Below are 17,717 nucleotides of genomic sequence, written 5' to 3' on the forward strand. Positions count from 1 at the left end.
TATCCAAAATTAATCACATCTATCCTTGTCCATCAAGATTATTGTCGCGTTTTATACTTGCTTTAACGGCCGTGTTTTCGCATCATGGTGCAAGGATAGAAAAGCATTTCGGCAGGCTCTCCAATGGCATCGGCAAGCAGCGCAGACCCCGCAGGCGGCGCCCCTCGAAAGGGGCGTGGGCTGTTGCGAGGGGCGCTTCTGGTGCTGGCCTGCCTCGTGGCGCTTGGCGGCGGGCTTGTCGCGTCGGTCGGGCCATCGGCGGTCATGGCGCTGCTCCCCGGGTCTGGCGACGAGGCGGGAGAAGCGCACGCGGACGAAGGCAGCGCTCCGGACGCAGACCAAGCCCATGCAGGCTCTGCTGCTGGTGGCGTGGGCGACGATCGCATCGTTGTCACGCCGTTCCAGGAAATCATCGTCAACATCACGTCCACGACGGCGACCGGGCGGCAGACCACGCGGTTCCTCAAGCTCAACCTTGCGCTGGCCTATGACAACACCCTGCCGGGCGCGGCGAACATCGAAGAGCGCAAGCTGTTCATGCGCGACAGTATTCAGGATTACCTGCGCCAGCTGAACGAAAGTGACCTGCAGGGCAGCATTGGTCTCGTCCGGCTCAAGGCCGAATTGCTGCGTCGCGCGCGTGCGATTTCCGATAGTGATGCGCCGCAGGAATTCCTTATCGCGGACCTGATCGTGCAATGACCGTGCATCCCGATTCCATGCTCAGCACCCGTGACGTGCAGGAGTTGATGGTCGAGCGGGCCAAGCATTCCTATGCCCGCCTGCCCATGCTCGAGGTCGCCTTCGACCGCTTTGCGCTGTCCCTTGGCCAGGTCCTGCGCAGCTACCTGGGCGGCATGGCCGAGACCTCGCTGCGCGGCATCGACTACATGACCTGCCAGGATGCGCTTGGCGAGTTGCCCGAGGTGGCGCTGATCGCGGTGACCGATGCGGACGACTGGGGCGGCACCGTCGCCTCGATACTGTCGCCGAACCTGCTGTTCAACATCGTCGAAGTGACCTTTGGCGGGCGCACCGGGCCGCAGACCGCGCCGGCCTCCCGCAATTTCACCGGCATCGAGAAACGGGTGGGGCAGGGCTTTTGCGAGACGGTGCTGGCCGAGCTGACCGCAGCCTTCAACAAGGTCTCGCCGGTCACGTTCCGCATCGATCACCTCGAGACCAACCCCAAGGGTCTGCTGCTGGCGCCACCGACCAGCGCCTGCGTGCGGGCCACACTCGACATCGAGATCGAGGGCCGCAGCGGCGAGATGGTCTTCATCCTGCCCAACACGGCGTTCGAGCAGGTCAGCCACCTTCTGTCGCAGCAGTTCACCGGCGGCCAGCTGGGCGGTGACAGTGGCTGGCGGTCCAAGATGACCGACATGCTGGGCGGCACCTCGGTGGATCTGTCCGCGGTTCTGGCGCAGGTCAACCTGCCCATGCGGGAGGTGCTGGCGTGGACGCCGGGGCAGGTGCTGGAACTGGGACTTCAGGCGGACGACGCGGTGACGCTGACCTGCGTGGGCAAGGACATTGCCCATGCCGAGGTCGGCCACCGCAAGAACGGGCGCATGGCGCTCAAGGTTACGGAAAAGCTTTACCAAGAAGAGGAGCTGCCAGATGTCCTTCGTGATTGATGTTGCTGTCCTTGTCCTTCTGGTCGGTACACTCGGCTATGCCTGGGTGGTGGACCGCCGGGTGCGCAAGCTTATGGTCGTCCTGCGCGAGATGGAGCCGATGATCGGCAGTTTCTCCCAGGCGGTGGAGCGCAGCGAAAGCACGGTGTCCGCCCTGCGCGCCGCCCGCGAGGCGCAGCCCCGGGCGCGCACCGAGACCCGCAGCGAAACTCGCACCGAAGCGGCCCGCAAGGAACCCGCCTTCCGCAGCAGCCGCGAACGGCCCAGCCGTCCGCCTGAAGCCACGCCGCTGAACGGCAAGTCCGAACTGGTGCGCGGCTTCTTCGAAACCGTCCGTCAACGCGAAGCCTGAGATCTGTCCATGCGCCCCATCAGCCTTATCCTCGGCGGTATCGCCCTTGTCGTCCTTGCCAAGGCCGGGGCCACTGTCCTTGAGATGCCGCAGCTGCAATCGGCCTCCGGCGGTGCACTGATCTCGGCTGCACAGGCCGCAGAGGAGGGCGCCCCCACCCCCGAGCCCGTGATCTGCGAGGCCCCCGAGGAACTGCTCGCCTCGATCCGCCGCGAGCGAGAGCTGCTCGAGGCGCAGAAGGATCGCTCGGCGGAACGGTCGGCGGAACAGGACCTGACGTCGGAAACGCTCGAGATCGAACGCCAGCGGCTTGCGGATCTCAAGCAGGAGCTTGAGGGCCTGCTGGAGCGGGTCGAGGCGGCGCATACGGCCGACGTGGACCGGCTGGTGTCGCTCTACCGGAACATGAAGCCCAAGGAAGCGGCGAACATCATGAACGACCTCGACATCGAGGTGACGGTGATGGTCATGGGCACCATGGACGAACGCGACGCGGCGCCGATCCTCGCATCGCTGGACCCGGTGCGCGCGCGGGCGATCTCGCAGATCATCCTCGAACGGTCCAAGCTGCCCGGCGATCAGCGGCTGGACGACATCAAGCTCTGACATAACCGGCGCGGTGGATCAGGCGGATGTGCCCTTGTCCACAACCCGGTCTGCCAGAAGCACCTGCAGCGTCGGTGCACTGCCAGCCCCGCTGTTGCCCGGCCTGTCCGTGCCGTGAAACCGGCCTTGGAGACTGTGGCCATCCCACGTAGGTTACCGCAAACAGCGCGACGGGGAATGCCATGGCCTTCGACTTCATCCTGATGCTTACCGAAAACGACCGGACCATCCCGGACGCCCGCGCCCGCATCGACGAGGCGCTGGAAGGCGGGGTGCGACACATCGGGTTCAAGGACGTGGGCCTGCCGCTGCCGGAACTGCGCGGTCTCGCGGATGCCATACGCGCGGCGGGCGGGCGCAGCTACCTCGAGGTGGTGAGCCTTGATGAAGAAAGTGAACTGGCCTCGGCCCGCGCCGCCGTGTCGCTGGACGTGGATTGCCTGCTGGGCGGCACGCGAGCAGACGTGGTGACGCAGGTGACCCGCGACCATCCGCTGCGCTACTACCCTTTCTGCGGCGAGATCACCGGACACCCGAGCGTGCTTCAGGGGCCGGAATCGGCAGTGGCTGACTCCGCCCGGCGGCTTTGCGATCTGGAACATGTGCACGGGCTGGACCTGCTGGCCTACCGCTTTGCCGGAGATGTACCGTCGCTGATGCGCGCGGTCTGCGGCGCCGTGGACAAGCCGGTAATCATGGCGGGCAGCATCGACGGCGAGGCCCGCATCCTGTCGGTGGCTGAGGCGGGCGGCGCGGGCTTTACCGTGGGCACTGCCGCCCTCGCAGGCGAGTTTCCCGCCGACACCCCCGGTTTTGCCGGGCAGGTGCGCTCGATCCTCGCGATGACGGGGCGGGCGCGCCGGTCCTCGACGGCGCCGCGCCGCATCGCGCTGGCAGCGCATGACACCCGCAAGTCTCACCTGCGGGCATGGGTGATGCGCCATGCCGCCGCGCTGGAAGGGCACCGGCTGATCTGCACCGGCGGTACCGGGCGTATGATCTCGGAGGCGGCGCCCGAGCTGACCGTTCGGCGATTGCAGCGCGGCTCGCGCGGGGGCGACCAGCAGATGGGTGCGATGATCGCCACGGGCGAGCTTGACGCGGTGATCTTCTTTGCCGATCCCACTGTGCCCCATGGCGGAGAGGCGGACCTTCAGGCGCTTACCCGGCTGTCGGTGCTGCATGACACGCCTTTGGCGCTGGGACCATCTGAGGCTGACATGGTCGCAACGGCGCTGCTCTCGGTCTGATCCGGCGCGCCACCACGCCAAAATCCTGCCTTATTCGTTTCTTAAGGAAGCGGCAGCCAATCGGTGGGGGCCTGTTGAGCTGTTCTAAGGAGTGTTTCATGCTGCGCAAGTCTGCTATCCTCGCCACCCTGATCGGAGCTCTCGCAGGCCCTGCGGCCGCGGTCGAGCATTACGTCATCATCGTGGGTGACGGATTCTTTCCCGATCAGGTCTTTCCCGCGATCGGCGACACTGTCCGCTTCGTGAACCAGTCGGGCACATCCACCAGTGCCTCGGCCACGGATGACACATGGACCACTGGTGTCCTTGAACCTGATGCGCAATACGTGCTGAACGTGACCGACGGCATGGCGCAGGATTTCGTCAGCCCGCTGAGTGCCTCCAGCGGTACCGTGGGCGTGATCGACTATCACAACGCTCCGCCGCTCGAGTTCGAGACCAACTCCGAGCCCAATCACAACTGATTGCCAGCCATTCCTTCAAAGGTCCCGCCACGTCGGCGGGGCCTTCTTCATGCTTCATGCGCGCGATCAGTTGCAGTGGACCCGGTGCACTCTGGTACGGCTGGGATTTAAACGCCTGCGCCGATGCACCCAGCAGGCCGCTGAGAAACCCGAGGCAAAGGCGTTTGAGCGCGAAAGAGCGTCATTTTTCAGCTGCATGCGCTTGGCCGGCAAGACGGATCCCGTTGGGCCGAGGCGAGCAGGACGACAAGCCGATCTCGTGACCTTTTCAGGGGCGTGCTAGCGGATCATCTGCTTGATGGCGCCGGACAGGGCAGGGTCCGCCGCCAGAGTGTGCTCGCACAGGGCGCGGGCGTCGGTCAGCAGGGCAGGGGGCTCGACGATGCGGTCGACAAGGCCCCAGTGCGCGGCCTCTTCCACGGGGATCTTCTGGCCGGCCATGAGGATCACTTTGGCCCGCGCCGGCCCCACCAGCGCGGTCAGGCGCATCGGGTCGGAAGGCTGCGGCAGGAAGCCCAGCTTCATCACCGGGTAGAACAGCTTGGCCCCCGGCACCGCGATGCGCAGATCGCAAGCCAGCGCCATGCCAATGGCACCCCCCGCGCAGGTGCCGTTCATGGCGCAGATGCTGAGGCCCGGCAGCCGCGCGATGGCACCCGACAGCCGTTCCCACAGCGGCGAGGTGGCAAGCCCCGCCCGTGCCGCGTCCAGGTCCGCCCCGGCGGAGAAAACCTTGCCCACACCGGTGATCACCAGCGCCTTGGCGGCCTGCGCGGCTTCGGCGATTTCGCACAGGCGGCCCAGCATCTCCGGGGTCAGCGAATTGGCCTTGTCGGGGCGGTCGATGACCACCAGCCAGTAATCGCCGTCCTGCTCGAGCGATATCATCCGAGGCCGACCTTGCTGCGGATGTCCTCGTCCCTAAGGGACACCTCGTCTCCGAGGAAGCCGTCCGCCTCGGGGCCGCACATCCACAGCAGGGTGCGGGCGACCCATTCGGGGGGGATATGGTCGTCCCAGTCAAGCTCGCTGACCGCGTTGACGCCGCTGGCCTTGATGGTGCGCTGCATGTCCGTGGCGACTGTGCCCGGCGACAGCGACAGGGCGCGGATGCCCTTGGCGCCGTATTCCTCCTGCGCCGCGCGGGTCAGCATCAGGGTGCCCGCCTTCGACGTGCAATAGGCCGACCACCCCTCGAGCGGGCGGTGCGCCGCGCCCGAGCCGATTGTCAGCACCGTGCCGCCGCCCGCGCCAAGCATCACCGGCAGGGCCGCGCGCATGCCGTTGAACACACCCTTGGTGTTGATGTCGATCGCCGCGCTCCATGCGTCGGGGTCGGCCTCGGCCAGCGGGGCGATGGGGTCGATGACGCCAGCGTTGTTCACCACGATATCAAGCGAGCCAAAGGCCTTGAGCGTGTTGGCCACTGCCTGCTCCACCTCCCAGTAGCGCGAGATCTCGCAGGGGATGGCGACGGCGTTCTGGCCGATCTCGCCCGCCAGCTCGGCGATGGCGTCGCGGTTGCGGGCCAGCAGCGCAACCTTGGCGCCGGCCTCGGCAAAGATCCGGGCGGTGGCGGCACCGATGCCGCGCGAGGCTCCGGTGATGAGCGCTGTCTTGCCTGTCAGGTCCATGGGATACCTCGATTTTCCGATTCACAACCTTGGTAAAGGCTGGAAAACCCCCGGTCCAGCCTCTTGACCCCGCTCGCCCACAAGCAGAAGTTCCCGGCAACCAATTGATAGCTCCCGTGGAAGGATTGCCCCATGAAACGCACAAGTCTTGCCGTCCTTGCGGCCTCCGTCTCGGTTCTCGCGCTGCCCGCGCAGGCCGATGTGACCCCCGAAGAGGTGTGGCAGGACATGTCGCGCAGCCTTGACGGGTTCGGCTACGCGCTCGAGGCCGGGACCACGCGGTCCGGCGATGTGCTGACCGTGTCCGATATCCGGATGATCAGCGAGCTGCCCGAAGACGAGGGGACGTTCACTGTCTCCATGCCGGGGATGGACCTCGAGGAGGCGGGCGACGGGTCGGTCCGGGTGGTGCTGCCCGACGTGCTGCCCCTGACGATCGAGGTGCGCCCGAACGAGGGCGAGACGATGGACCTGCAGATCGACTACCGTCCGGAAGAGTTCGACATGGTCGCCTCGGGCGATCCCGATGCCATCGACTACGATTTCAGCGCCGCGCGGCTGGTGCTGGAACTGGCGCGTCTGGTGGTGGACGGCACCGAGATCCCCCGAGAGGGAGCGCGGGGTCTGGTGTCCATGGACACGCTCGACGGGACCGCGACCTCTCGCCGTGACGGCGACATGCAGCGGATGGAGAAATCTCTCAACATCGCCAGCGTCGCCTATGACATCTTCGGCAGCGATGAGACCGGCGCCAACGGCGGTTCGGCCATCGGCAGCGCCGAGAGCGTCGAAGTAAGCTCGATCATGGCGCGCCCGGTGGACATGGCCCCCGACGTGGAGAACCCCATGGCGGCGGGCCTCGAGGCGAGTGGCAGCATCGAGATTGGCCCGGGCCGGTCCGAGATGACCTTCACCGAAGAGGGCTCCGCCACCACGATCACCAGCTCCAGCGACGGGTCGGGGCTGCGCTACAGTGCCTCGCAGGACGGGCTCAGCTACGATGCGGGCGCCCAGCGGGTCAGCTGGGAAGCGCAGACGCCGGAGTTTCCTTTCCCGCTCAGCGCCGAGATGAATGAGGTGACGGCCCATGCGCTGGTCCCGGTGAGCGCCTCGGACGAGCCGCAGGACATGGCCTTCGGCGTCAACTTCGGTGGGCTCACCCTGTCGGACATGATCTGGAACATGTTCGACCCCGAGGCCGTCATGCCGCGTGATCCGATGACCGTGATGCTGGACCTGTCGGGGCAGGTGACGCCCTACATCGATTTCTTCGATCCGACGCAGCTGGCAACGCTTGAAGGTGGCAACACCAAGCCGGGTGAGCTGAACGCGCTGACGCTCAATGACCTCACCATCGAGGCCGGCGGCGCAAAGCTGACCGGGACGGGCGATTTCACCTTCGACAACGACGATCTCGAGAGCTTTGACGGCATGCCCGCGCCCACCGGCACGCTCGAACTGCAGGCCGACGGGGCGAATGGCCTCATCGATCGACTGATCGAGCTGGGCGTGGTGTCCGAGCAGGACGCCATGGGCGCGCGGATGATGCTGGCGATGTTCACCGTGAGCGGTTCGGACCCCGACAGCGTCAGCTCGACCATCGAGATCAACGACAGCGGCCAGATCCTTGCCAACGGCCAACGGGTGAAGTGACCCGGCCGGGCCGGGCATGACACCGGCCCGCATTTGCCTCCGGGTGCGCTGATGCCTGTGGCCCGTGCGGCAAGCGGCCCAAGGTTGCCAAGGGCTTCCACATGAAAAAAAGGCCCCGCCATCGTGCGGGGCCTTCTGTTGTTCCGGTGGGTGTTTCTGAACGGGTTTCGTGGCCGTGGCGATCAGGCGGTTTCCGCTTCGACCACCGATCGCAGGGCCGGAAGGCCGACGCCGGTGCTGTCGAACCCGCCATCCACCGCAAGCACCTGCCCGGTGATATAGGATGCCTTGTCGGAGGCGAGGAACACGATGGCTTCGGCCAGCTCGCGTTCAGACCCGTAGCGGTTCAGTGGGATCGCGTCATGGTAGGCGGCGATGATCTCGGGGGAATGGACCGCCATGGCCAGCTTGGTGCGGACGGGGCCGGGGGCGACACAGTTCACCCGGATGCCCTGTTCGCCCAGCTCGGCGGCGTATTGCTTGGTCATGTGGATGACGGCGGCCTTGGATGTGCCGTAGGCCACCCGCAGGGTCGAGGCGCGCAGGCCGCTGATCGAGGCGATGTTGACGATGGCGCCCTTGGTGGCGGCCAGCGGCTCGATGCAGGCCTGACTGCACAGGAAGGTGCCGTCAAGGTTGGTGTCCATCACCCGGCGCCATTGGGCGTGGCTGCAATCGCGGATCGGGCCGAATTCGGCCACGCCGGCATTGTTGATGAGCGCATCGATGCGCCCCGACCAAGCCAGCGTCTCGCCGACGGCGGTGGTCACCTGCGCGGGGTCGGACATGTCGTAGGGTAGGGTCAGCACGCCGGTCCGGCTTTCGGCGGCAGCTTTCAGTTCGGCCTCGTCCCAGTCGAGCATGGCAACCTGCCAGCCAAGTTCAAGGAACAGGTCGGTCGTGGCCAGACCGATGCCGCGCGCGGCCCCGGTGACGATTGCACAGTTCTGGGTCATGGTGATCCTCTCTCCCGCTTGCGGTATCAGGGCGGACCCTTGCACGCGGGAGAGAGGAAGTTAAGCCGCGATCAGCGCCAGCCGAGCGCGGGGGCGATGTCCTTGAGGATCGTCTCGATCACATGGACGTTATAGTCCACGCCCAGCATGTTCGGCACGGTCAGTAGCAGGGTGTCCGCCTCGGCAATCGCCTCGTCGCCCTTGAGCTGTTCGATCAGCCGGTCCGGCTCGTCCGCGTAGCCGCGCCCGAAGATCGACCGCTGCTGTTCGATGAACCCCACCTGGTCGCTCTCCTTGCCGCCGCGCCCGAAATAGCGCCGGTCCATGTCGTTGGTCAGCGCAAAGATCGACCGGCTGACCGACGTACGCGGTGTGCCCGCATGCCCGGCTTCCTGCCACGCAGCCTTGTAGGCGCGCAACTGGTCGGCCTGCTGAACGTGGAACGGCTCGCCGGTCTCGTCGTCCTTCAGGGTCGAGCTTTGAAGATGCATGCCCAGTTTGGCGGCCCAGACGGCGGTGGCGTTCGATCCCGCGCCCCACCAGATGCGGTTGCGAAGCCCCTCGGAATGCGGCTCGAGCCGCAGCTTTCCCGGCGGGTTGGGGAACATCGGGCGCGGGCTCGGCTCGGCAAAGCCGTGGCCTTCCAGCAGGTTCAGGAACGCCTCGGTGTGGCGCCGAGCCATGTCGGCCGAGCTTTCGCCGGGCTCGGGCTCGTAGCCGAAGTATTTCCAGCCATCGATCACCTGCTCGGGCGATCCGCGCGACAGGCCCAGCTGAAGCCGCCCGCCGGCGATGAGGTCGGCGGCGCCGGCATCCTCGGCCATGTAGAACGGGTTTTCATAGCGCATGTCGATGACGCCGGTGCCAAGCTCGATCTTCGAGGTCTTGGCGCCTGCGGCGGCCAGCAGCGGGAAGGGCGAGCCAAGCTGCCGGGCAAAGTGGTGCACCCGGAAGTAGGCCCCGTCGAGACCCAGCTCTTCGGCGGCCACCGTGAGGTCGATGGACTGCAGGAGCACATCCGAGGCGGTCTTCACCGCGCTGCCGTGGGTCGGGGACCAGTGCCCGAAGGAGAGAAAGCCGATGGATTTCATGTCAGTGATCCTTTCGCGTGGGTGCGCCCGGTGGAGACCTGCAAAGGCAGCGCCACCGGTTGCGCCTTGATGATCAGATAGGGGCCATCCCCCCTGTGCTGCAACGCGCATGGGGGCGCAGGGGCTGTGCAGACCCGCGCCGAGGTGCCGCAGCAGGTGACGCTCTGGAGCCGTGGCAAAGAGGCACTTGGGCGATGCGGCAAAGGCGTGCGCCGGAGGTCGCGCAGGGCATCAGGGACGAGGCTGCCCGCGGCAAGTGTGGCAACAAAAGTGCTCGGGGCGCGTCCGGCGGGTGTTGCACACCGCGCTCAGGAGCAGCTGCGGGTTGCCGAAGCGCGGCCGCAGGGCAGGGGGCTCAAGGCCGCATCAATTCCGGCAGATCTCCGGTGATGCCCGCCGCCTCGCGGATGAAACCACGGCGCATGGCGGGCACCGCGTTGATCGCCGCCATGCCGAGGTCCCGACCCATCCGCAGCAGCGGGTTGTCGTTGGAAAAGAGCCGGTTGAACAGGTCGGTCGAGGCCGCCAGCGTCGCGGTATCGAAGCGGCGCCATTGCTGGTAGCGGTCCAGCACCAAGGGCGAGGCGATGTCCTCGCCCCTGCGCCGCGCATCGGCCAGCACATGGGCCAGCGCCGCCACGTCGCGCAGCCCGGCATTGAGGCCCTGCCCGGCGATGGGGTGCATCCCGTGCGCAGCATCCCCCACCAGTGCCAGCCGCGGCGCGATGAAGCTGTTCGCCAGCGTCAGCCCCAGTGGGTAGGTGAACCGCTTGCCCGCGAGCGAAATCTCCCCGAGGAAATCCCCGAAGCGCGGGCGCAGCACCGCAAGGTAGTCCTCGTCCGGCAGCGCGTTGATGGCGCGGGCGGTGGCGTCGGTCTCAGACCAGACGATGGAGCTGCGGTTGTCCGGCAATGGCAGGATTGCGAGCGGTCCCGGCGGCATGAAGAACTGGTGCGCGACGCCGCCGTGGGGCTTCTCGTGTGCAATGGCACAGACCAGCGCGGTCTGTTTGTAGGACCAGCCGGTGCGCCGGATGCGGGCGCGGGCGGCAGTGCCGCTCTGGCGGCCATCGGCGCCCACCACGATGCGGCTCTTGAGGCTGCCTCCGCTGGCCAGTGACAGGGTCACGCCCTGTGCGGCCACGTCCTGCGCGATCACCGTTTCGCCCTGCATGTGCGTGACGCCCGGCTCGGCGTCCATGGCATCCAGCAGTGCGCGCCGCAGGTAGCGATCTTCGAGCATCTGGCCCATGGGGCCTTCCTCGATCTCGGCGCTGTTGAAATGCAGACCCAGAAACGCCTTGGCATCCCCAGCGCGCCCGTCGGTGACCTTGATCTCGTTCATCGGCTGGGCGTGGTCTGCGACCGTCTCCCAGACCCTCAGCCGCGCCAGCATGCGCACCGACGACAGCGCCAGCGCGTACCCGCGCCCGTCAAAACCGTCATCCGTGCGGGTGGCGCGGGGCAGGGCGTCGATCACGGTGCTGGAAAGCCCGGCCTTCGCGGCGGCAAGCGCCAGCGCGGGGCCGTTGAGCCCGCCGCCGACGATAAGAAGATCGCTGTCATGTTCCATGCCCGTCAATATGGCCGGCCCGGCGGGATTGTCCATGCGCCCTCGTGCCGCTACCAATGACCGCAAAGAAGGAAGGGGTAGCACCGATGACCGACTGGACAGGCAAAAGCGCGGCAGAGCTGGGCGCGGGCATCGGCGCGGGGGAAATCGATCCGGTCGCGCTGACCGAACAGTTCCTCGCGAAGATCGACGCCCACCCAATGCGGGACCGCATCTATGCCCGCCTGACGCCCAGCCGCGCCCGCGCCGAGGCCGCCGCCGCCAAATGGCGCGCCGATCTCGGCCAGCGCCTGTCGTCCCTCGATGGCGTGCCGGTCAGCTGGAAGGACCTCTTCGACACCGCCGGCACCGCCACCGAGGCAGGCACGCGCCTGCTGGCGGGCCGGGTGCCGGACATGGACGCCGAGGTGCTGAAGGTTGCCACAGCAATGGGCCTCGTCTGCCTCGGCAAGACCCACCTGTCGGAACTGGCCTTCTCGGGCCTCGGCCTCAACCCGATGACAGCAACGCCGCCTTGCGTGAACGACGCGGACGCGGTGGCGGGCGGCTCTTCCTCGGGTGCCGCCGCATCGGTGGCCTTCGGACTTGCCGCCGCAGCCATCGGGTCGGACACCGGCGGATCGGTGCGCATCCCTGCGGCATGGAATGACCTCGTGGGTCTCAAGACGACCTCGGGCCGCCTGTCGCTGACCGGCGCCGTGCCTCTGGCGCAGCGGTTCGACACCGTGGGCCCGCTTTGCCGCACGGTCGAGGATGCGGCGCTCACCCTTGCCGCGCTCGAGGGCCGCGCCGCCCCCGACCTTACCGGGGCAAGCCTGAAGGGTGTGCGCCTCGCAAGGCTGAAGACCATTGTCGAGGACGACATTCGCGACACCCCCGCCAGCGCCTACGAGGCCGCCATCGCAAGGCTCGAGGCCGCGGGCGCCGCGATCACCGAGATCGAGGTGCCGCAGCTTGCCGTCCCCATGGGCGACGCGGGCATCCTCTACACCGCCGAGGCCTGGGCCAACTGGGGGGACGCCATCGACGCGGACCCGGACAACATCTACCCGCCCATCCGCGACCGTTTCGCCGCAGGCCGTACCTTCACGGCGGCAGACTATATCCGCGCCTGCGCCCGCATGACCGACGCACGCGCCGCATGGGCCACAGCCACCGCGCCATACGACGCCGTGCTCTGCCCGACCGCCCCCATCCTGCCGCCCAATGCCGGACGGCTGATGGAGGACAGCGACTACTACGTCACGGAAAACCTGCTCGCCCTGCGCAACACCCGTGTCGGCAATGTCATGGGCCTCTGCGCGCTGACCCTGCCCACCGGCACGCCCTCCTGCGGGATCTCCCTCATGGCAGCACCGATGCAAGAAGACCGCCTGCTCCGCCTCGGCGCCGCCGCCGAACGAGCGCTCGCCTGAGTCTTCCTTTGGCCTTAAATATCCCGGGGGAGCCGAAGGCGGGGGCAGAGCCCCCATCCCGGCAAAACCGTGACGCCAAAGGGGCCTCCGGTGCTTTCCCGGGCTGCTGAGGCTTTCCCGCCACAGGGGGGCGCGCTCTCACCTCCGTGCTGGACGGGAGGGCGGGGCTTGCCGTATCGTCGGGGCAGAACGGGGCGCAAATGACCCCGAAAAACAAGCAGTACTACAGGCAACTCAAGGCAGACACGCCATGTTTCCCGAGCGGTTCTCGAACCTGCCGCCCTACGCGTTCCCGCGCCTGCGGGCGCTGCTCGACGCCCATGCGCCGGGCGGGACGGTCACGCATATGTCCATCGGCGAGCCCAAGCACCCCTTCCCGGAGTGGGTGGGCGAGGTGCTGGCCGCCAACGTCCACGAATTCGCGAAGTACCCGGCCAACGACGGCACCCCTGAACTGCAGCAGGCCATTTCGGACTGGATCGCCCGCCGCTACGGCGTGACTGTCGATCCTGCCAGCCAGGTGATGCCCCTCAACGGCACCCGCGAAGGGCTCTACAACGTCGCCATGGCGCTCTGCCCGGAAACCAAGGCGGGCAGGCAGCCCACGGTGCTGATCCCCAACCCGTTCTACCAGGTCTACGCGGTGGCGACGGTGTCGGTGGGGGCCGAGCCGGTCTTCGTCAACGCCACGAAGGACACCGGCCAGCTGCCGGATTACGCCAGCCTGCCCGAAGACGTGCTCGACCGCTGCGCCATGGTCTATGTGTGCTCGCCCGCGAACCCGCAGGGTGCGGTGGCGGACCGGGCCTACTGGAAGACCCTCATCGCGCTGGCGGAAAAGCACGATTTCCGCATCCTCGCCGATGAATGCTATTCCGAGATCTACCGCGATGCGCCGCCCCCGGGGGCGCTCGAGGTGGCGACCGAGATGGGTGCCGACCCCGAACGGGTGCTGATCTTCCACTCGCTGTCCAAGCGCTCGAACCTGCCGGGGCTACGCTCGGGCTTCGTGGCGGGCGGGGCCGAAAGCCTGCGCCGCATCCGACAGCTGCGCGCCTACGCGGGCGCACCGCTGCCGCTGCCGATCCAGCGTGTCAGCGAAAAGGTCTGGGCTGACGAGGCCCATGTCGAAGAAAACCGCGCCCTCTACCGCGCCAAGTTCGCCATCGCCGACCGTCTCTTCGGTGATGTGCCGGGGTACGAGCCGCCGCAGGCGGGCTTCTTCCTGTGGCTGCCGGTCGAAGATGGCGAGGCGGCAGCGCTGAAGCTGTGGAAGGACACCGGGGTGCGCGTTCTGCCGGGCGCCTACCTGTCGCGGGACACGACCACCGGCAACCCGGGCAAAGGATACATACGGGCGGCCCTCGTGGCTCCCGAGAAAGAGACCGAGCAGGGACTCGCGAGCATTCGCGACTGTCTCTATGGCCGATAAGAAAAAGACGAGGCGCGAGATGGCATATCAGACCCGGGGGCGCGACCCCCTGTTCGACCGGAACATGCAGGTGGCGATCGAAAAGCGCGGCCGGGAACTCGCCGGGCTGGCGCTTGTCGCGCTGGGCGTGATGGCGGCGATGATGATCGGGTCCTACACGCCCGACGATCCGTCGTTCCTGTCGGCTACGGACGCGCCAGTGCAGAACTGGCTGGGGCGCATCGGCGCCTCGGTCTCGGCGCCGCTGTTCATGATCGTGGGCCGCGGGTCCTGGGGCATTGCGCTCGTGCTGCTGGTCTGGGGCCTTCGCCTCGCCCTGCACCGCGGTGAAGAGCGCGCCCTGTCCCGTATTGTCTTCGCGCCGATCTGGATCGCGCTGTCGGCGGTCTATGCCGCCGGTCAGACCGTGGGGCCGGAATGGACCCACAGCTTCGGTCTTGGGGGGCTGTTCGGTGACATGATGATGGGCTCGCTCCTCGGGATGCTGCCCTTCGGTGCTGGATTCGCGCTGAAGCTGGTGATGGTGGTGCTGGCTGCCGGGCTGGTGGCGCTGGGGGCCTATGTCCTCGGCTTCACCAAGCAGGAGCTCCAGAACATCGCGCGGTTCCTCATGCTGGGCACGGTGATGGCCTATGCCAGCCTGCTGACCCTCCTGGGGCGCGGCGCGAACGGCACCATGTCGGCGGCGCAGCGCATGCAGTCCGCCCACGCCGAACGCCGTGAACGCCGCCGCGAGGAAGAAGCTGAAGCCGCCGCCTGGGCGGCCGCGCAGGAGGCCGTCCCGGCCCCGCGCGCGCCCATGGCAGAACGCGCGTCGCCTGCTCCGGTGGTCCGCCGCGCCCCCTCCCCTGCCGTGGAGGTGCCGGGCTATTCGGATCATTATGACCACGAAGACACGTACGAGCCGGCCCCCGCCGCACCGCAGCCGAGCCGCGTGGTGCGCGCCCCTGCCGCGCCCGAGCGGCCCCCGATGGCAGAACCGACCCTGCCCATGGAGCTTGAAGATCCGGACGACATGGTCATCGACGAATGGGTCGAACCCGCGCCCGAGCCAAAGAAACCCTCGCTTCTGTCGAGCATGAGCAACCTCATCAAGCGCACGGACCCCGATGCGGACCGCGCCCTTCCCGAGCCCGAGCTCTACGAGGCGCAGATCCTCGATGACAGCGTCGAGGCCCCCGGGCAGGACCGCATCCGCTCCAAGATCGCCGATGCCATCCGGGCCCGCCGTCCTGCGGCCGAGCCGGCCTTCGTGCCCGATCCCTCCAAGCCGCTGACCAAGGGCAGGGGCCGCCGCCCCGAGCCGCTGATCTATCGCCCCGCGCCCGGTGCCCGGACCGAGCCGCCCATCACCGCCGCAAAGGCGCCGCGTCCGGCAGAGCCGCCGATCACCGCCGCGGCCCCTGCTGCTGCGGCAGTGGCTGCAGTGCATCGCGCCGCGGAACCGCTGGCAGCCCCGGCGCGAGCGGCTGCCCCGGCACCCTCAGCGCAGCCCCGCATGGAGCGCGCGGCACCGGTACCGCCCGCGCCTATGCACCACATTCCCGAACAGACGGCAGATGATTTTGCCGACTACCGCGATTTCGACGATTACGCTGATTATGCCGAAGAGCCCATCGCGGCGCCCGCGCCCCGGGCCCAGGCAGGTCGGCCGCAGCCGCAGCCGCAGCCGGCCCGCGCCGAGGACACGCGGGATGCCGCCAGCTACGGCGACTACGATGCCCGCGCCTATGTGGATCAGGGCTATGGTGATGATCGGGGCTACGGTGACGAGAACGTCTTCCGCGACGGAGACTTTGCCGAGGACTATGCCGATGATTACGATGGCCCCGTGTCCTTTACTGCCCCCAGTGATGATGACGGTGATCTGACTTACGCCGAGGAAGAAGCGCAATCGGCACGCATTCACCGCGGTGGCGACGGTTCGGCCCGCCGGGACGACGATGACGACTTCGATGATGAGGACGGCTACAACCCGCCCATGCCCGAAGAGCATCGCAGCGCGCCGATCCCCGTGGCACAGCCGCGCAAGGCCGTTCAGCCCGCGTCGCCCCAGCCGCTGCAGCAATCGAAGCCGGCCCGGCAGGAGGCGCAGCCGGTGGCCGGGTTCGACCCCGCGGACACCGTTTTCGAGCTGCCGCCGCTCAGCCTTCTGGCCAGCGCCGACACGATCGAGCGCCATCACCTGTCGGATGATGCGCTGGAAGAAAATGCGCGAATGCTGGAAACCGTGCTCGAGGATTACGGCGTGAAGGGCGAGATCGTCTCGGTCCGTCCCGGCCCCGTGGTTACCATGTACGAGCTCGAGCCTGCGCCAGGCCTCAAGGCGTCCCGGGTGATCGGCCTTGCGGATGATATCGCGCGCAGCATGTCGGCGCTGTCGGCCCGTGTCTCCACGGTGCCGGGCCGGTCGGTGATCGGGATCGAACTGCCCAACGACAACCGCGAGATGGTGTCCTTCCGCGAGATCCTGTCGAGCCGCGACTACAGCGACGGCAACCAGAAGCTTCCCCTTGCCCTCGGCAAGGACATCGGCGGTGATCCCGTCGTCGCCAACCTTGCCAAAATGCCCCACCTGCTGATCGCGGGCACCACGGGTTCGGGCAAGTCGGTGGCGATCAACACCATGATCCTGTCGCTGCTCTACAAGCTGACGCCGGATGATCTGCGCCTTGTCATGATCGACCCCAAGATGCTGGAACTGTCGGTCTATGACGGCATCCCGCACCTGCTATCGCCGGTGGTGACCGATCCCAAGAAGGCCGTGGTGGCGCTCAAGTGGGTCGTAGGCGAGATGGAAGACCGCTACCGCAAGATGTCCAAGATGGGCGTGCGGAACATCGACGGCTACAATGGCCGCGTGGCTGAGGCCCAGAACAAGGGCGAGATGTTCTCGCGGACCGTGCAGACGGGCTTTGATGACGATACCGGCGAACCGGTGTTCGAAACCGAAGAGTTCGAGCCCAAGAAAATGCCCTATATCGTCGTCATCGTCGACGAGATGGCCGACCTGATGATGGTGGCGGGCAAGGAGATCGAGGCCTGTATCCAGCGCCTTGCGCAGATGGCGCGGGCGAGCGGTATTCACTTGATCATGGCAACCCAGCGCCCGTCGGTCGACGTGATCACCGGCACGATCAAGGCGAACTTCCCCACCCGGATTTCCTTCAGCGTGACGTCGAAGATCGACAGTCGCACCATCCTTGGCGAACAGGGGGCCGAGCAGCTGCTGGGCATGGGCGACATGCTTTACATGGCGGGCGGTGCCAAGATCACCCGCTGCCACGGTCCGTTCTGTTCCGACGAGGAGGTCGAGGAGGTGGTGAATCATCTCAAGGCCTTTGGCCCGCCGGAATACGTTGGTGGTGTCGTGCAGGGCCCCGATGAAGAAAAGGCCGACAATATCGACGCGGTGCTGGGCCTCAACACCGGCGGCAACACCGGCGGCGAGGATGCGCTGTACGATCAGGCGGTGGCGATCGTCATCAAGGACCGCAAGTGCTCGACCTCCTACATTCAGCGCAAGCTGGGCATCGGCTACAACAAGGCGGCACGCCTCGTTGAGCAGATGGAGGACGAAGGCGTCGTGTCCGCCGCCAACCACGTGGGCAAGCGTGAGATCCTCGTTCCCGAGCAGGCGTGACTTTCATC

At 67.1% G+C, this 17,717-nt stretch carries 15 protein-coding genes; 10 read left to right on the forward strand and 5 right to left on the reverse strand.

Annotated features, from left to right (window positions below; all coding sequences use genetic code 11):
* Nucleotides 1-123: 123 nt before the first annotated feature.
* The 6 genes from IEX41_RS06725 to IEX41_RS06750 all read left to right on the forward strand — a co-directional run bounded on the left by IEX41_RS06725 (nucleotide 124) and on the right by IEX41_RS06750 (nucleotide 4,312).
* Nucleotides 124-702 carry a flagellar basal body-associated FliL family protein gene (locus IEX41_RS06725; protein ID WP_188789471.1) on the forward strand — a complete coding sequence of 193 codons (579 nt, stop codon included), beginning with the start codon at nucleotides 124-126 and terminating at the stop codon, nucleotides 700-702.
* On the forward strand, nucleotides 699-1,640 hold the full coding sequence (locus IEX41_RS06730) for a flagellar motor switch protein FliM (RefSeq protein ID WP_188789472.1): 942 nt from the start codon (nucleotides 699-701) through the stop codon (nucleotides 1,638-1,640). The genes IEX41_RS06725 and IEX41_RS06730 overlap by 4 nt, the downstream gene beginning before the upstream one ends.
* Nucleotides 1,624-1,992: a flagellar motor switch protein gene (locus IEX41_RS06735; RefSeq protein ID WP_188789473.1), complete on the forward strand. Its 369-nt coding sequence runs from the start codon at nucleotides 1,624-1,626 to the stop codon at nucleotides 1,990-1,992. The genes IEX41_RS06730 and IEX41_RS06735 overlap by 17 nt, the downstream gene beginning before the upstream one ends.
* Before the next feature lie 9 nt (nucleotides 1,993-2,001).
* Nucleotides 2,002-2,598: a MotE family protein gene (locus tag IEX41_RS06740; protein WP_188789474.1), complete on the forward strand. Its 597-nt coding sequence runs from the start codon at nucleotides 2,002-2,004 to the stop codon at nucleotides 2,596-2,598.
* 182 nt (nucleotides 2,599-2,780) lie between these two features.
* The gene (locus IEX41_RS06745; RefSeq protein WP_188789475.1) at nucleotides 2,781-3,848 is read left to right on the forward strand and encodes a methylglyoxal synthase; all 1,068 of its coding nucleotides are present in this window, start codon (nucleotides 2,781-2,783) and stop codon (nucleotides 3,846-3,848) included.
* A 98-nt stretch (nucleotides 3,849-3,946) separates the two neighbouring features.
* On the forward strand, nucleotides 3,947-4,312 hold the full coding sequence (locus IEX41_RS06750) for a cupredoxin domain-containing protein (RefSeq protein WP_188789476.1): 366 nt from the start codon (nucleotides 3,947-3,949) through the stop codon (nucleotides 4,310-4,312).
* Nucleotides 4,313-4,591: 279 nt separating this feature from the next.
* Here the strand turns inward: IEX41_RS06750 and IEX41_RS06755 are convergent, their stop codons facing one another.
* Nucleotides 4,592-5,200 (reverse strand): enoyl-CoA hydratase/isomerase family protein, encoded by a 609-nt coding sequence (locus IEX41_RS06755; RefSeq protein ID WP_188789477.1) that lies wholly within the window; start codon nucleotides 5,198-5,200, stop codon nucleotides 4,592-4,594.
* Nucleotides 5,197-5,946, reverse strand: coding sequence for an SDR family oxidoreductase (locus tag IEX41_RS06760; RefSeq protein ID WP_188789478.1), 750 nt, complete (start codon nucleotides 5,944-5,946; stop codon nucleotides 5,197-5,199). Before IEX41_RS06760 ends, IEX41_RS06755 begins: the two co-directional genes overlap by 4 nt.
* Nucleotides 5,947-6,078: 132 nt before the next feature.
* Here IEX41_RS06760 and IEX41_RS06765 point away from each other — a divergent pair, with 132 nt between their 5' ends.
* Nucleotides 6,079-7,599, forward strand: coding sequence for a DUF2125 domain-containing protein (locus tag IEX41_RS06765; RefSeq protein WP_188789479.1), 1,521 nt, complete (start codon nucleotides 6,079-6,081; stop codon nucleotides 7,597-7,599).
* Nucleotides 7,600-7,781: 182 nt separating this feature from the next.
* Here the strand turns inward: IEX41_RS06765 and IEX41_RS06770 are convergent, their stop codons facing one another.
* The 3 genes from IEX41_RS06770 to IEX41_RS06780 all read right to left on the reverse strand — a co-directional run bounded on the left by IEX41_RS06770 (nucleotide 7,782) and on the right by IEX41_RS06780 (nucleotide 11,255).
* Nucleotides 7,782-8,555: an SDR family NAD(P)-dependent oxidoreductase gene (locus tag IEX41_RS06770; protein ID WP_188789480.1), complete on the reverse strand. Its 774-nt coding sequence runs from the start codon at nucleotides 8,553-8,555 to the stop codon at nucleotides 7,782-7,784.
* Nucleotides 8,556-8,626: 71 nt separating this feature from the next.
* Nucleotides 8,627-9,646, reverse strand: coding sequence for an LLM class flavin-dependent oxidoreductase (locus tag IEX41_RS06775; protein WP_188789481.1), 1,020 nt, complete (start codon nucleotides 9,644-9,646; stop codon nucleotides 8,627-8,629).
* 355 nt (nucleotides 9,647-10,001) lie between these two features.
* Nucleotides 10,002-11,255 carry a UbiH/UbiF/VisC/COQ6 family ubiquinone biosynthesis hydroxylase gene (locus IEX41_RS06780; protein ID WP_188789482.1) on the reverse strand — a complete coding sequence of 418 codons (1,254 nt, stop codon included), beginning with the start codon at nucleotides 11,253-11,255 and terminating at the stop codon, nucleotides 10,002-10,004.
* A 50-nt stretch (nucleotides 11,256-11,305) separates the two neighbouring features.
* Between IEX41_RS06780 and IEX41_RS06785 the strand changes: the two genes are divergently transcribed.
* From IEX41_RS06785 to IEX41_RS06795, 3 genes are all read left to right on the forward strand, one after another.
* A complete protein-coding gene (locus IEX41_RS06785) occupies nucleotides 11,306-12,634 on the forward strand; it encodes an amidase (RefSeq protein ID WP_188789483.1) in 1,329 nt (442 codons plus the stop codon).
* 250 nt (nucleotides 12,635-12,884) lie between these two features.
* Complete coding sequence (locus IEX41_RS06790) at nucleotides 12,885-14,066, forward strand: aminotransferase class I/II-fold pyridoxal phosphate-dependent enzyme (protein WP_188789484.1); 1,182 nt, start codon at nucleotides 12,885-12,887, stop codon at nucleotides 14,064-14,066.
* Between the two features lie 19 nt (nucleotides 14,067-14,085).
* Nucleotides 14,086-17,709, forward strand: coding sequence for a DNA translocase FtsK (locus tag IEX41_RS06795; RefSeq protein ID WP_188789485.1), 3,624 nt, complete (start codon nucleotides 14,086-14,088; stop codon nucleotides 17,707-17,709).
* The last annotated feature ends 8 nt before the right edge of the window (nucleotides 17,710-17,717 follow it).

Origin of the sequence: Salipiger pallidus, assembly GCF_014643635.1 — a bacterium.
Taxonomy (GTDB): Bacteria; Pseudomonadota; Alphaproteobacteria; order Rhodobacterales; family Rhodobacteraceae; genus Salipiger; species Salipiger pallidus.

What these genes read in the sequence shown, in the direction of transcription:
- IEX41_RS06725 (WP_188789471.1), top strand. Translation starts at nt 124, where the DNA reads ATGGCATCGGCAAGCAGCGCAGACCCCGCAGGCGGCGCCCCTCGAAAG.
- IEX41_RS06730 (WP_188789472.1), top strand. Translation starts at nt 699, where the DNA reads ATGACCGTGCATCCCGATTCCATGCTCAGCACCCGTGACGTGCAGGAG.
- IEX41_RS06735 (WP_188789473.1), top strand. Translation starts at nt 1,624, where the DNA reads ATGTCCTTCGTGATTGATGTTGCTGTCCTTGTCCTTCTGGTCGGTACA.
- IEX41_RS06740 (WP_188789474.1), top strand. Translation starts at nt 2,002, where the DNA reads ATGCGCCCCATCAGCCTTATCCTCGGCGGTATCGCCCTTGTCGTCCTT.
- IEX41_RS06745 (WP_188789475.1), top strand. Translation starts at nt 2,781, where the DNA reads ATGGCCTTCGACTTCATCCTGATGCTTACCGAAAACGACCGGACCATC.
- IEX41_RS06750 (WP_188789476.1), top strand. Translation starts at nt 3,947, where the DNA reads ATGCTGCGCAAGTCTGCTATCCTCGCCACCCTGATCGGAGCTCTCGCA.
- IEX41_RS06755 (WP_188789477.1), bottom strand. Translation starts at nt 5,200, where the DNA reads ATGATATCGCTCGAGCAGGACGGCGATTACTGGCTGGTGGTCATCGAC.
- IEX41_RS06760 (WP_188789478.1), bottom strand. Translation starts at nt 5,946, where the DNA reads ATGGACCTGACAGGCAAGACAGCGCTCATCACCGGAGCCTCGCGCGGC.
- IEX41_RS06765 (WP_188789479.1), top strand. Translation starts at nt 6,079, where the DNA reads ATGAAACGCACAAGTCTTGCCGTCCTTGCGGCCTCCGTCTCGGTTCTC.
- IEX41_RS06770 (WP_188789480.1), bottom strand. Translation starts at nt 8,555, where the DNA reads ATGACCCAGAACTGTGCAATCGTCACCGGGGCCGCGCGCGGCATCGGT.
- IEX41_RS06775 (WP_188789481.1), bottom strand. Translation starts at nt 9,646, where the DNA reads ATGAAATCCATCGGCTTTCTCTCCTTCGGGCACTGGTCCCCGACCCAC.
- IEX41_RS06780 (WP_188789482.1), bottom strand. Translation starts at nt 11,255, where the DNA reads ATGGACAATCCCGCCGGGCCGGCCATATTGACGGGCATGGAACATGAC.
- IEX41_RS06785 (WP_188789483.1), top strand. Translation starts at nt 11,306, where the DNA reads ATGACCGACTGGACAGGCAAAAGCGCGGCAGAGCTGGGCGCGGGCATC.
- IEX41_RS06790 (WP_188789484.1), top strand. Translation starts at nt 12,885, where the DNA reads ATGTTTCCCGAGCGGTTCTCGAACCTGCCGCCCTACGCGTTCCCGCGC.
- IEX41_RS06795 (WP_188789485.1), top strand. Translation starts at nt 14,086, where the DNA reads ATGGCATATCAGACCCGGGGGCGCGACCCCCTGTTCGACCGGAACATG.